This window comes from Lysinibacillus sp. NPDC093216 (genome assembly GCF_050280325.1).
Lineage (GTDB): Bacteria > Bacillota > Bacilli > Bacillales_A > Planococcaceae > Lysinibacillus.
In genome coordinates, this window is sequence record NZ_JBNNVB010000049.1 from 1 (window position 1) to 12,735 (window position 12,735).

General features: G+C 35.3%; 11 protein-coding genes. 9 read left to right on the plus strand and 2 right to left on the minus strand.

What is annotated here, in order from left to right; translation table 11 throughout:
- Positions 1–280: 280 nt before the first annotated feature.
- From ACQKOG_RS26500 to ACQKOG_RS26515, 4 genes are all read left to right on the plus strand, one after another.
- Positions 281–1,261 carry an Imm51 family immunity protein gene (locus ACQKOG_RS26500; protein ID WP_427448558.1) on the plus strand — a complete coding sequence of 327 codons (981 nt, stop codon included), beginning with the start codon at positions 281–283 and terminating at the stop codon, positions 1,259–1,261.
- A gap of 70 nt (positions 1,262–1,331) precedes the next feature.
- Entirely contained in the window at positions 1,332–1,646 is a 315-nt protein-coding gene (locus tag ACQKOG_RS26505; RefSeq protein ID WP_402874178.1) for a DUF5713 family protein, read from the plus strand.
- 110 nt (positions 1,647–1,756) lie between these two features.
- On the plus strand, positions 1,757–2,167 hold the full coding sequence (locus tag ACQKOG_RS26510) for a hypothetical protein (protein ID WP_427448559.1): 411 nt from the start codon (positions 1,757–1,759) through the stop codon (positions 2,165–2,167).
- A 92-nt stretch (positions 2,168–2,259) separates the two neighbouring features.
- Positions 2,260–2,967, plus strand: coding sequence for a WGR domain-containing protein (locus tag ACQKOG_RS26515; RefSeq protein WP_427448560.1), 708 nt, complete (start codon positions 2,260–2,262; stop codon positions 2,965–2,967).
- Between the two features lie 348 nt (positions 2,968–3,315).
- Here the strand turns inward: ACQKOG_RS26515 and ACQKOG_RS26520 are convergent, their stop codons facing one another.
- The gene (locus ACQKOG_RS26520; RefSeq protein WP_427448561.1) at positions 3,316–4,068 is read right to left on the minus strand and encodes a MerR family transcriptional regulator; all 753 of its coding nucleotides are present in this window, start codon (positions 4,066–4,068) and stop codon (positions 3,316–3,318) included.
- 373 nt (positions 4,069–4,441) lie between these two features.
- Here ACQKOG_RS26520 and ACQKOG_RS26525 point away from each other — a divergent pair, with 373 nt between their 5' ends.
- The 4 genes from ACQKOG_RS26525 (at position 4,442) to ACQKOG_RS26540 (ending at position 9,414) form a co-directional block, all read left to right on the plus strand.
- Entirely contained in the window at positions 4,442–4,768 is a 327-nt protein-coding gene (locus ACQKOG_RS26525; RefSeq protein ID WP_427448562.1) for an ArsR/SmtB family transcription factor, read from the plus strand.
- Positions 4,765–5,181, plus strand: a complete 417-nt coding sequence (locus tag ACQKOG_RS26530) for an SRPBCC family protein (RefSeq protein WP_370076285.1) — start codon at positions 4,765–4,767, stop codon at positions 5,179–5,181. Before ACQKOG_RS26525 ends, ACQKOG_RS26530 begins: the two co-directional genes overlap by 4 nt.
- A gap of 269 nt (positions 5,182–5,450) precedes the next feature.
- Positions 5,451–8,621, plus strand: coding sequence for an ATP-binding cassette domain-containing protein (locus ACQKOG_RS26535; RefSeq protein WP_427448563.1), 3,171 nt, complete (start codon positions 5,451–5,453; stop codon positions 8,619–8,621).
- A gap of 103 nt (positions 8,622–8,724) precedes the next feature.
- A complete protein-coding gene (locus ACQKOG_RS26540) occupies positions 8,725–9,414 on the plus strand; it encodes a diphthine--ammonia ligase (RefSeq protein WP_427448564.1) in 690 nt (229 codons plus the stop codon).
- Between the two features lie 482 nt (positions 9,415–9,896).
- On the opposite strand, the gene ACQKOG_RS26545 is transcribed toward ACQKOG_RS26540, so the two are convergent.
- Positions 9,897–10,013: a YjcZ family sporulation protein gene (locus ACQKOG_RS26545; RefSeq protein WP_370076291.1), complete on the minus strand. Its 117-nt coding sequence runs from the start codon at positions 10,011–10,013 to the stop codon at positions 9,897–9,899.
- A gap of 477 nt (positions 10,014–10,490) precedes the next feature.
- Here ACQKOG_RS26545 and ACQKOG_RS26550 point away from each other — a divergent pair, with 477 nt between their 5' ends.
- Positions 10,491–12,299 (plus strand): M3 family oligoendopeptidase, encoded by a 1,809-nt coding sequence (locus ACQKOG_RS26550; RefSeq protein WP_427448565.1) that lies wholly within the window; start codon positions 10,491–10,493, stop codon positions 12,297–12,299.
- Positions 12,300–12,735: the final 436 nt, after the last annotated feature.

Genomic DNA, 12,735 nt, shown 5'->3' on the forward strand with positions numbered 1-12,735 from the left:
CACTAAACCTTAGATGTGTACGCAACGATACTGCGGAATTTAAGCCTTTGGAGAGTCATACTAAATGGTAGTAGCTTTGGCGAAACCAGACTCGGTGAATAAGGAAGACACAAATACGAAAGTCGGAAGATATAAGTTGTGTCACAGTAGAGATGTTTACATTTTTTAAGAAATGTATATGTTTTTCGTATCGGCAGAAAATCATGTGGCGATTACAGGAATTATGGGCATTGGTCGCGAAAAGGCTAATAGCTTGTGTGGCAGTTTGGGAAGTAGTTTTATGTTGGAAGAATGGGGCTACCCAAATATTGGCGTTGTCATAGCCGATTGCCCGTCAGCAGGTCATGATGTCATTATGCTTGATTATCGTGCATGTGGTGCAGATGGTGAACCTGCTGTTGTACATGTAGACCAAGAGGCAGATTACTATATTACTTTCCTTGCGCCGAACTTTGCGACTTTTATTGTCGGATTGGTGAATGAGGAAGTATTCGATACATCAGAACAAGATAAACTTGACGATTTAGATTTGGTGAAACATGCACCATTCTCTCCTTTGTTACAGTCGTTTTGTGAGAAAGCAGAAGAGGGAAATCGGATAGAAGCAGTTATTCGAGGTATTTGTACGCAAATTGTAGAGGACAAAGGCTATTTTGCTTTACATGCAGATGAGATATCCATGCTGATGTATGATATCCAGTTTTGGTTGTACACTTGTGCTAATTCGAAGGTGACGCAAGCTCAATATTTAGCGGATTACAAGAATATCATTGCACTTGCACAAGGTTTCAGTACAGGAGGATATGCCCCAGACTTTGTTTCAAGTTGGTTAAATGAACGTATAGAGCAGGGGGAAATTGTAAGTCAAGAGGGGAAATTAAGTTTTACAGCGGAAAAGCTAGCTAGTCTACATGCTCAAATGATGAATGAAGAACTAAAACCTTTTAGTTGGCTAGAACATGATAGTGGAAATATTTCGTTCCTATTAGAAGCAGGCATTTATAAACAGGAGTTGTTTGAAACACGGGCAGACGAAGGATTTCAAGGTAACGGCTACGATTGGTGCTCGCTTGCGAATGTGTATTTGCAAGAGAAGTTACCAGAGCTAGAAGGCATTGTACGTTTCGACCCAGAAGCAGATATGTTCTGTGCGTATGCCAGCGAAAAGGACGCATTGTTGCGATTCGCTGTTGGATTTAAAAAAGCTTGTGAAAATGATGAAAAGATACATGATTTATTTTCCAGGGCGATATTGGATTAATAGAGGAGGAAAAGAACTGGTTTTACTTGGAGATTATTGAAGGATAGTAGAGTTAAAGGAGGAGTTTAAGATGAAAGAAATCAATTATTTAAAGGGTATGTATCAAGATAGTTATTATCCTAAATTTTTAGTAGATAAAATTAAAGGTATATTGGAGCAAATTGTCCGCTATTTAGAGCAAGGTCCCCATTCATTAGAAGATATACAAGTAAAATTTGATGAAATTACACGTGCGATAAATGATTTAGAAGACGAATTCTTAGAACATGACAGTGAAATTGAAACTGTTGCACGAGATAGTATTGCATTAACTGTTATTGATATATTGGATGTATACAACGTGAAGCTTGATATTGAAGACGCATTAAGAGAACGTGAATGGTAGTGAGTTATGTTTAAATAACTGTTACGATGCTACCCAATACTCTATATTATAAAGGCTTTTAAAGAGGGATTTTTTACTAATTAGAAACTCAAGATAAAGGGGAATGGCCTATGCAAGATATTCGACCAACGTCACGCTGGCGCAATGCTAAAAGAGAAGAAGAGGAAGAATTTACTGCTGGATTGATTGAGAAAGATGACTGTATTTACGCGGAATTGTTTCCAGATAGTTTTATTCATCAGACGGAAATGGTGCTAGAGCAGTATGCAGCATCCATTGCGAAACTGCCAAATCAGCCAGATAGCTATCCTGCAATTATGAAATCTATTGAAACGGTAGTACTTGCCCTAAATGAGATTAATGAGGTAGGTGGAGGCGGATTAATTGAAACTGAAGAACGAGAGGAGCTTTGCGACTATTTTGACCAAGTGCTGATTCGTTGTGGATTTGATATTGATGACCTTACTAAAAGTCAGAATCTTGAACGTTATGAGTTAACAGATGAATGGCGTGAGTGGTAATTAGAGGGAGGTATTCGTTTTTCTTGAATTAACGAGTGCGATATGGGGAAATCTGACAGGACCAAAGGGCTCTGGAGAGGATGTGCAGTTAGATGAAAAAAGCTTTTACATATCAAGACGAAAAATCAAATAAATTTTGGACAATTGATTATTTTGGGATGACAATATGTGTGCATTACGGAAAAAATGGAACGATCGGGAAGTATGATATGAAAGAATTTGAGTCACAAGAAATTTGTGAAAAAGAAGCCCAAAAGTTAATAGCTAGTAAAATAAAAAAAGGTTATCAAGAAAATCCTACATTTGATTTTGATAATTGTCTTTACTTTGATATAGAGGAATATGGTCCACATCCAAAAACGTCACACCCACGTTTTGTCGCCCATTTCACAGAAGAATTTTATTATGATTGTGGTGATGAAGAAGCACCTTTTGGTAGTGATGAAGGGTCTGATACACTTTATGAAATGGAAGAAGGCATAAGAAAGAAGCGCATCAATGACTTTGCTACTTTCCCGAAACATTTAATAGAGAATATATGGGGAATGCATTATATATCAGTTGACACATTGGATGAAAAAGCTGTGCGTGATATGGCAAAAGAGCATGAAATGGATATGATGCAAAGTGACATGATTACCTATGCAACAGCCTTTGGTCAAATTAAAATTACTGGGAAACTAGATTCAGCTTTGAAGAAGAATGCACTTTTAGCATTGAAGCGTTTAGCTATCATGTATTCTGATGGACAATTAACAGCAACGCAGCAGACAATGTATAATGATTTACTTGCGTTTTAAATTGAAATCAACAAGAAAAAGACGGATTTTAGCTCAATATGTGACGGAAGTAATTGATGAAGTTTATCAAAAATATTTGTTAAAGACTCTCAGTATGGTAGCTGTTGAGGAAATAACAAACGAAGCATTGATTGATGTGTTGCAACCGAGATGTATTCGGATTAGTACGAACGAATCAACAGCATCAACTCGACTGTGTTTTTGATTTTTCTCTGAATGAAAATTATAATTTGTTCTAACGTGCATGATTAGGGAAAGAACATATTTTAACCTTCCCTAATCATTTTAGTAGGTATTACTAGAGCAAGATGGAATTTTTTTCATTATTATCCAAGCATTATAGTAATTTTATACAGAAAATTTAGCTAGCAAACTAGATAATACTTTATTGAAATTTGCTCCGAACTTTGGGTTTACTTGGGCTATTGCATTTTTGTCGCTTTCATATAGATGAGAAGTAATCTTTGCGAAAGCTTTAGGGTTATTAATATTGAACTTAGCTACATGCAATTCGATCCAACTACTAATAATGTGCATTTGCTTTAACTCATCAGTTTCTTGGGCTAGAGCTTTTAAAAGAATATCGCTTTGCTCCATAAACTCATCAAATTCATCCTTCGAAATAGTTGGTAGATTAAGAAACTCCTTCTCGCCCCAAACCTCTTTTATAGAGGTGAAATTTTCAGCGCTAAGTTGGTTTGCTAGTTGCTCTTTGTCCTTAACTTCAGAAGGCATTTTATTGCCCAATACTTTTTTAAATACTTCAAAATCCATATCTTTCTCTCCTTTGAGAATAGAATCTATCAAGGAAATTATACTTTCAAGTCCTTCTTTCTTTTGCACCATGAGCGTACGTTGCCTTGATAGTTTAGTTTGATAATCAGAAGTAGGATCGTTTAGCAATAACTTAATTTCATTCAAAGAGAATCCCAATTCCTTATAGAATAAAATTTGCTGCAGCTTAATTAGTGCCTCTGAATCATATTGTCGATATCCAGATAGCGTATAATTTGAAGGCTTCAATAAATCAATTTTGTCATAATATTGCAAGGTTCTAACTGAAACCCCCGTTAAATGCGAAATTTCTTTAATTGTTTTCACTAATAATCACCCCTGATATCTAGAATATAAAGTATTACGTTACGTAGTAGTCAACTACAGAGAATAAATTTTTATGGATTAAATAAGACAAATCGAATGATCTAATTTCGGTTTGTTTTTTTATTGAAAACAAAAAAGTCGAGTGATCAAATAGGCTTAGACTGTTAGTGATACTACAAGTACGCGAGGAATCCAAACCTAACACAAATTCCAATGCATTTTCTAAAATGATTATATAGCAAAATGGATTTTAATTAATGTTAAGAGTATAAAACTATTGCCATTATCACAAAATAAAAATTGACTGGACACTAAATGGTGTCATATAATTAAGACACCATTTAGTGTCCAATTCATAAGGGGGAGGGCGATTTTGAGCTACAAGACTCAAGACCGTGATATTTATGCTGCTATTGCTGATCCAACAAGACGCCAATTAATACGCTTGTTGGCAGATGCGGAAGAATTACCTCTTCACGAATTAACGTCTCATTTTCAAATGGGGCGTACAGCAGTTTCTAAGCATTTGGCTATCCTTAAAGATGCTGATCTCGTAATTGCTCGAAGGGTTGGTAGAGAAACGAGGTATCGTTTGAATGCCGGTCCGTTAAAGGAAATTCAAGATTGGGTATCATATTACGAAGGATTCTGGAAAGAAAGAATGGCTATATTAAATCTTTTATTGGAGGAAGAAAAATGAAAGCAGATGTATCTTTAGATTATCAATTTACAAGTTCAATTGAGAAAGTTTGGAACGCATTAACAGATTCAGACACTCTTGCAAAATGGATATGGAAAAATGACTTTAAACCAATCGTAGGACATAAATTCCAATTCCGAGCTGAGCCAAATGAATGGTGGGATGGAATTGTCAATTGCGAGGTACTTAAAGTAGAAGAACCCCATACATTATCTTACACTTGGGCAAGTGCCGGAGAAACCACTACTGTTACATGGACGTTGACAGAAGGTTCAGATGGAACTACACATTTACATCTTGATCAAAGCGGATTCAGTGAAGCAACAAAAGCTCGTCAAGGAGCAATCGAAGGAGCTAAATACGCTTGGATTAACAATGGTAATCAGCTCGAAAAAGTGTTAGCAGAACTGTAAAAATATTTCTTCATTAGGATACCTGCTTTTCAAGATTAAAAGCAGGTATCCTATAGGAAATGAATAAAATAACCGTTCTTCAACAATTAGACGCTTTCGGAACACGGAAAGCGTCATTTTTTTAACTTCTTTCAGCAAAGGCTGAAAGAAGTTAAAGCCTCCGGACGCAATTATGCCGAGGCATAATTGATTGGCATGTCATAAACATAACAAATCCAGTAGTAGTTGTGCTAACATGACAATACTAGATGGAATGGAGAGAATATCCGATGAAAATAAATCAATTAATTGCTAACAATATAAACCGCTTAGATGTCGACTTGTCGGAAGATCAATCTTTAGGAATTGCTGGATTGTCCGGCTCCGGTAAAACTACATTTTGTCAAACAATTGGTGAAGAATCTAAGAAGCGTCTCGTTTCTTTATTGCCAAAGGCTGAATATCAGTATTTGTTCCCAAACATTATGGAAACGAATTTCAGTGCCATCAAGATGGAGGAAATGCCTTTAGTCCTTTTTCTTGGGAAATCATCAATTTCTACTAATCCACGTTCAACGGTTGGTACCCATACAGGCGTTTTTAAAGAGGTTCGCGAAAAGCTTGCAGATCAGTTTGATCTTTCGCCAGAGGTTTTTTCCTTTAATAATGCATTAGGCTGGTGTCCTGCATGTAAAGGACGTGGAACAACTAAAAATGTCGAATGCAAAAAGTGTGAGGGTAAGCGTTACAGTCCGGAAGTTGAGCAATATAAGCTAGAATTATGGAATCAGCCACATAGTATTTCGGATATTAACAATTTAAGTATTGAAGCGATTTATTCCCTTTCAGAAGAATTAAATATTAGCGAAGAGAGACAACATATTCTTGAAAATATTATCAATATGAATATTGGTTACTTAACAATAAATAGGATCATGGGCACTCTATCTGGCGGGGAATTAACACGACTTTACTTAGCAGAATTTATGGCTGCTAGTGAAAATACCGTAATTATTATTGATGAAATTTCTGTTGGTCTTGATCACCAAACGCTGTTGAAAATTTTACAACAAATTAAACAATTGGGCTATAAAAACCAAATTTGGCTAATTGATCATTCTGATACGGTACTCGATACATCGGATGAGCAACTATTCTTCGGGCCAGGTAGTGGGAAATACGGCGGTAGAATCGTCGAAGAATCACCGCGTCCAGAGCCAATTCATTGGGAACGGAATCAGGCAGTACCTACAGACTATTATCAATTTCACGATCTTTACTGCCGTAATATTGAAATGGCTGACATTCAGATTCCTAAAAATAGACTAGTAACCGTTACAGGTGAGTCTGGCTGTGGGAAATCGACCCTTGTCAATGAGTGTATCTCTAAGGATTTCTTAAAACGATATCCAAAAGATAAACTGGTTATGGTAGGACAAGACCGCAACCAATCGATTACTAGTCGATCAACTGTTGCAACGTTTCTTGATATTAAAAAGAAAATGACGAAATACAGTGACGACATAGACGATATTTTCCAACGTTCCATTGAAGACATTATTGAGGAGCTTCCAAATGAAGATATCGCTCATAAACGTTTAAGTTTACTAATCAAACTTGGGCTCGGTTATTTAACGTTGGAAAGAAAAACACAATCTTTATCGACAGGTGAATTTCAATGTGTTCATTTAGTTTCTGAGCTTTTTTCGAACGCAAGAAACCCCCATACTTTATTTATTTTTGACGAGCCTTCAAAAGGATTATCGCAAAATATTTTAAACCAGTTCATAGATAGTGTCAGGGACATTCTGCAAGATGAATCCGTCTCTATTATGATGATTGAACATAATGCCTATATGATAGATAGCTCTGATTTTATCGTTGATTTTGGGAATAGACAGCAGGAACCTGTTCGACATCTTGATGTCGTCAGTCATGATGATTATTTCAGTCAGCATAACAGTACAAATAGTGATGCTTCATTGCAAATATCTTCAGCACTTGATACAAAAAATGGCATTCATAACTTAGAAGACAATCATATTAGCTATTTTAAAAATGCCGAAAACATTTATAAAGGCGGTATTTTAAAAAGCTTGTCATCAATGGCCCGTCTAATTTATGGTGAGTATGAATCCGCAACAATCGCCCCCGTCGTCGCCATTGATCTAGAAAGACACTTGTATAGTCAGTATAGTTTTTTATATGAAATCGGTGGACTGATTAACCATATCGTGGCTGCACATCCGACGAATAAAGATACTAGAAGCTTCGATTTCTTCAGCCAAGAAAATCATTGCCCTAGCTGTTCTGGCCGCCTGGAAATTGAAAAATTTGATTTCGATATCGTCATACAAGACAAAACAGTGCCATTCTGGGATGGCTTATTACATCCAGACGTGATGGAAGTATTAAAATATTATCAATATCCGAAATTACAATTCCTTTTTGATGAGATCAAGAATGAACTGGGTCAAGATATTAGTAAAAGCTACAATGAGATGACAACGGAAGAAAGACATACCTTCCTATATGGTTATTGGGAAAAATCATTTTATGATAAAGCAAGTAAGTCCTCAAAAAAATGGGAAGGTTTTAATTTTATCCTTGGACGTTATATCGTTATTTCGAAATCAATTATTAAAGAGCAAATGAAAGAATCAAAAGAAATGATTGCCTGTCCAATTTGTCAAGGTGCGGTGCTAAACCATAAGAAAAAACTAACGTTTGAAGACACAGATATTCGCGAGATAATACATCAACCTATCGATCAAGTCATAAAAACTGTAGGGAACTTACCAGAGCTTGAAAAACTAAAAGCAATTGTAGGCGGCGATATGACTCTTACGGAAGATGTCTCTTTACTTCCTAGAGAAACGCAAGTATCGTTGAAAATGCTGGAATTAGATCTAGCAAGCTTTGCCGGTTATGAAATAGTACTAAATAATGTTTTACCATTCTGGGACAAAATTAAAGACAATATCGAAGCAATAAGCAGCAAAAATCTCCTAACAATTTGTGATTTTGCCAATATTGACGAAACGAGAGAAAATATCATTGACCAATATTTCACTAATGGAAAATACAAAAAACTAACGTACGTCTATGAAGCATTTGGCTACAAAAAAATTGTGACACAAATTAATAAAATTAAAGCAAGTCATAAATGTCCATTCTGTAATGGGAAGAAAGTCATTTCAGAAGATAATCTCCATGATGGCGTCTATAAATTATCCGTACCATGTGTTAGTTGCTCTGCAAGTGGTATCAATGATGAAGGACGGAAGGAAATTGTCGATGGTGTAGACGTGCAAACATGGCTAACGGGCATAGTCAATGACGTTGTCGCTGAAAGTTTAATCACGGAGGCTGTTGCAGATATTCCAATTTTCAACCGTATTCGTGAATTGAATAAACGAGATATGATGGCAATTTACCAATGCCTTGAGCAAAACAATTAGATCAAGCCTCTTTGAAAACTCATGTGCAATTGCATATGAGTTTTCATGTTATTCTAGGAGGAGCTTATAAAAAGTCATTAGAAACTAAAGGGGAAAGATATGCATGGCAGAATTAATAGATTGGAAAAATAATGCTCGAGGGCATAAATTCATAGCTTCTTTTAGCGGGGGAAAGGATAGTGTCTTAGCTTTATATAAAGCAATGAAGGTTGGAGAAGCGCTTGGATTAATCGTCATGTTGGAGGAAGAAGGCGAACGTTCAAGATTCCATGGAATGCCTCCGGAACTTATACGTGCTCAAGCTAAATCGATAGGTTTACCTGTTTATACTGCAGCAGCAAGCTGGACAGAATATGAAAAAATATTTATGCGCCTTTTAGAAAAAGCTAAAAATCAAGGGGCAGAAGTGTTAATAACAGGAGACTTAGATATGCCTGAACATGGCTGCTGGCATGACAAGGTTACGAAGAATGCTGGATTAAAACTAGGCATGCCTTTATGGGAGATGGATCATCGTGAAGCTGTTGAAGAGTTCATAAACCTAGGATTTGTTACAATCATTGTAACTGTTAATTTATCTTTGGGCATGCGCGAGGAAGATTTAGGACGGACGTTAACCCTTGAATACATAAAGGAGCTTGAATCTCGTGGTATTGACCCTTGCGGAGAAGGTGGAGAGTTCCATACTACAGTATTAGATGGGCCAATTTTCAAACAACCTGTCCCAGTTCGTAAATGTGAGATTATTAGAAATGGAGAATATGCGTTTTTACCTTTAGAACTAGATCATTAACTAAATCATACAGATACGTGCAAAAGAGTATAGTTGTAAATAGCGGAATAAAAAACAGAGAATAACATGGGGGCATCATCTATCTATTTGAGGTGGGGTCTCATGTTATTTTTTTGTTTGCTTGCAAAGAATGTTTTAATGTTGGTCTAACTATATGTAGTTGGGTATCAATAAGGTTTCTTCGTTATCATCCATATCATTAACGAACATAAGTAGTAGAAATGCAATTCCACCATCAGCTGAAAACGTCGCTAATTAAATAAAACACGATCAATATCTTCAACCGACTGTATGATAAGAGGTTTTCTTACTATCTCAAAAACGACACTCAGTGCCCCTTCAGATGCGACTCAATACTTAACTTTGATTTAAGAAACTATTAAAAGGGTCACCGGAGGATTGTGACCCTTTGTAAATATTCGAAGGGAAAGGATAACTTTATATTATCCTAAAAATTATGGGATAGATGGCGGTATTGGGTATTAATAGAATCCGATGAAGCTAGTGCCGACAATAATCAATAGAATGAATAGTACAACGATTAGCGCAAATGCTGAACCAGTACCGTAGCCGCCGCCATTACCGCAGTATTCAGACATAGTTATTACCTCCTTTCTACAATCTATAATATGAATAGTTGTTAAAAGGAACTGCGATATTTATCTACTCATTGAATATAAATTTTTAAAAAATCTTCCCATAGCAGTTGTTCTGTCAATTTAATCTTGCAGGGATACAAAATGAATATCTTTTGCTTCAAAATCTTCCTTGATTTCAATTAAACGCTTCGTTTTTCGACAATTGCATCAAGCTGAAGTGATTACGACTGATCTTGCGTATTACCAGGCGCATATCTAAATTTCAAATCTTCCTTTCTTTATTCCTTAACTATGTAAAAAAGAGGGAATTAACGTATATATTAACCATTTGATTTTAGTTATATTAGTAAATTAACAATTTACTTAAGCAATGGCGCAAGATTGTTAAATAACACTCACTAATGTTCCATAATGTGATAAAATGGGAATGTATGTTTGATTATTACTGAATAGTTAAAATTTAAGGGGGAGAAATAAATGGGCGAAACAAAGTATAGCCAAGTTTGGAACTTAGATAGTCTGTTCCAGGGCGGAAGTAAATCATCTCAATTACATGAACATATAAGATATTTAGAAAAAGAAATTTCTGAATTTGAAGAAAAAACAAATTCCTTTAATGTTCCACAAAAAATAAATGAATCAATTAATGTTGCGGTTTTAGTTGAATACATAGGAGATATTCGAACTAATATATCTCAAGCAAATTCTTTTATAACCTGCCTTCTTGCCCAAAATCCAAAAGATCAGGATGCTATAATTCTGCAAGGGAAAATTACGATCATAAATACTCGTTTTGAATCTGCATTGAAAAAAGTGAAAAACACTCTGGTAAAAATTGATACCCATTTGTGGAAAGATCTACTGAATACTGATGTTTTAGCAAACTTTAAGTTTATACTGAATGAATGGCGTGAAGATGGTGAGACAACCCTTTCAGTTGGAGAACAAAATTTAGTATCGGACCTCATGGTAGATGGATTTCATGCTTGGGGGCAATTTTATAATTCTTTTATGAGTACTGTTACGATAAAAGTTCAAATAAATGGAGAACAAAAAAATTTATCTGTAGGTCAAGCTATCAACTTACGTTCACATCCTAATGAAGATGTTCGTAAAGAAGCCCATAATGCTTTAGAACATACGTGGAAAGAGAATGAAGAACTATTTGCGAAAATATTAAATCATATTGCAGGTTTTCGATTACAAGTTTACAAGAAGTGTGGCGTGGATAATGTAATACAAGAATCTTTAATTAAAAATCGTATGAAGGAGGAAACGCTTCATGCGATGTGGTCTGTAGTTAATAAATATAAAAAACCTTTCGCTGACTACCTACATCAAAAAGCAAAAATAAATGGCTATAAAAAGATGCAATCCTTTAACTTTTGGGCACCTATTACAACAAAAAGTCAAAAAATAGAATACGAAGATGCTGTTAATTTTATTTTGGAGCATTTCAGTGAATTCGGAACAGAATTAGAAAATTTCTCTAGAAAGGCATTTAGTGAAGGATGGATAGAAGCTGAAGATCGTGCAAATAAGTCAGCTGTTGCATTTTGTTCAGGTTTTCCACTTTCGAAAGAATCAAGAGTTTTCATGACATTTGGCGGTACAATTACAAATGTATTAACACTTGCGCATGAATTAGGACATGCCTTCCATAACGATGCAATGAAATCTATTAATGGCGTGAATAAACAATATCCAATGAGCATTGCTGAAACTGCTTCAACGTTTTCAGAGATGATTATATTAGATGCGGCAATGCAAAAAGCTAAATCTACTAATGAAAAATTATTTTTACTTGATGAGAAATTAAAGCGTAGTGTTATGAATTTCATGAATATTCATTCTAGGTTTTTATTTGAAAAGAAATTTTATGAAGAACGTAAAGAAGGAATTGTTTCATCATCACGCTTAAACGAAATTATGCAAGAAGCAATAGATGAAGGATATGATGGTTCTCTTGATAATCCTTCACTGCAATCATGGATCTGGACACCACATTATTATATTACACAATCTCCTTTTTATAATTTTCCATATTCATTCGGATATTTGTTTGCATTGAGCATATTTGCAAAAGCAAAAGAAAAAGGTAAAGAATTTGAAAGATGTTATTTGGATTTACTTCGTGATTCAGGGTGTATGTGCACAGAAGATTTAGTGATGAAACATTTAGGTGAAGATATCACTTCGGAAGCTTTTTGGAAAAAAGGAATTGAATTATGCGTTAAAGATGTGGATGAATTTATCAAATTAAGTAGTGAGTATAACAATATTTAAAGATGACGAAATCTTAATGATAAAAGAAAATAAACCAACCGCCATTGGTAAGTGGACTTTCAGTGGACTTATTGAATATGGTGAAAACATGATGTGAACGATGGAACGTGCTGGTAGCAGAGAATGTACATTCAATCATTATTTTAAATAAACAATTAGGTGAACAAATCATATTTTATTATTGCGGGTTACCATTTGGGGTCTCGCCAACCAAATGATATATATATCCCACATTTTGTGAATTTCAACAAAACGAAAGCCAATTTCCTGTACGCAAAGAAGTTGGCTTTGTTTGTTGTATTTTGAGTAATTTTTTAATTTAAACGTCTTATTTTTTTACATGATGATTTGTCAAATTAAGTGCAACAATTGCTCATTAAAAGCCTCGTTTGCAGTTTTCCAACCAAGACATTTTCTTGGTCGGTTGTTGATATAG

Excerpts from the sequence above, each read along its gene's own strand:
- ACQKOG_RS26500 (WP_427448558.1), top strand. The coding sequence starts at position 281 with ATGTTGGAAGAATGGGGCTACCCAAATATTGGCGTTGTCATAGCCGAT.
- ACQKOG_RS26505 (WP_402874178.1), top strand. The coding sequence starts at position 1,332 with ATGAAAGAAATCAATTATTTAAAGGGTATGTATCAAGATAGTTATTAT.
- ACQKOG_RS26510 (WP_427448559.1), top strand. The coding sequence starts at position 1,757 with ATGCAAGATATTCGACCAACGTCACGCTGGCGCAATGCTAAAAGAGAA.
- ACQKOG_RS26515 (WP_427448560.1), top strand. The coding sequence starts at position 2,260 with ATGAAAAAAGCTTTTACATATCAAGACGAAAAATCAAATAAATTTTGG.
- ACQKOG_RS26530 (WP_370076285.1), top strand. The coding sequence starts at position 4,765 with ATGAAAGCAGATGTATCTTTAGATTATCAATTTACAAGTTCAATTGAG.
- ACQKOG_RS26535 (WP_427448563.1), top strand. The coding sequence starts at position 5,451 with ATGAAAATAAATCAATTAATTGCTAACAATATAAACCGCTTAGATGTC.
- ACQKOG_RS26540 (WP_427448564.1), top strand. The coding sequence starts at position 8,725 with ATGGCAGAATTAATAGATTGGAAAAATAATGCTCGAGGGCATAAATTC.
- ACQKOG_RS26545 (WP_370076291.1), bottom strand. The coding sequence starts at position 10,013 with ATGTCTGAATACTGCGGTAATGGCGGCGGCTACGGTACTGGTTCAGCA.
- ACQKOG_RS26550 (WP_427448565.1), top strand. The coding sequence starts at position 10,491 with ATGGGCGAAACAAAGTATAGCCAAGTTTGGAACTTAGATAGTCTGTTC.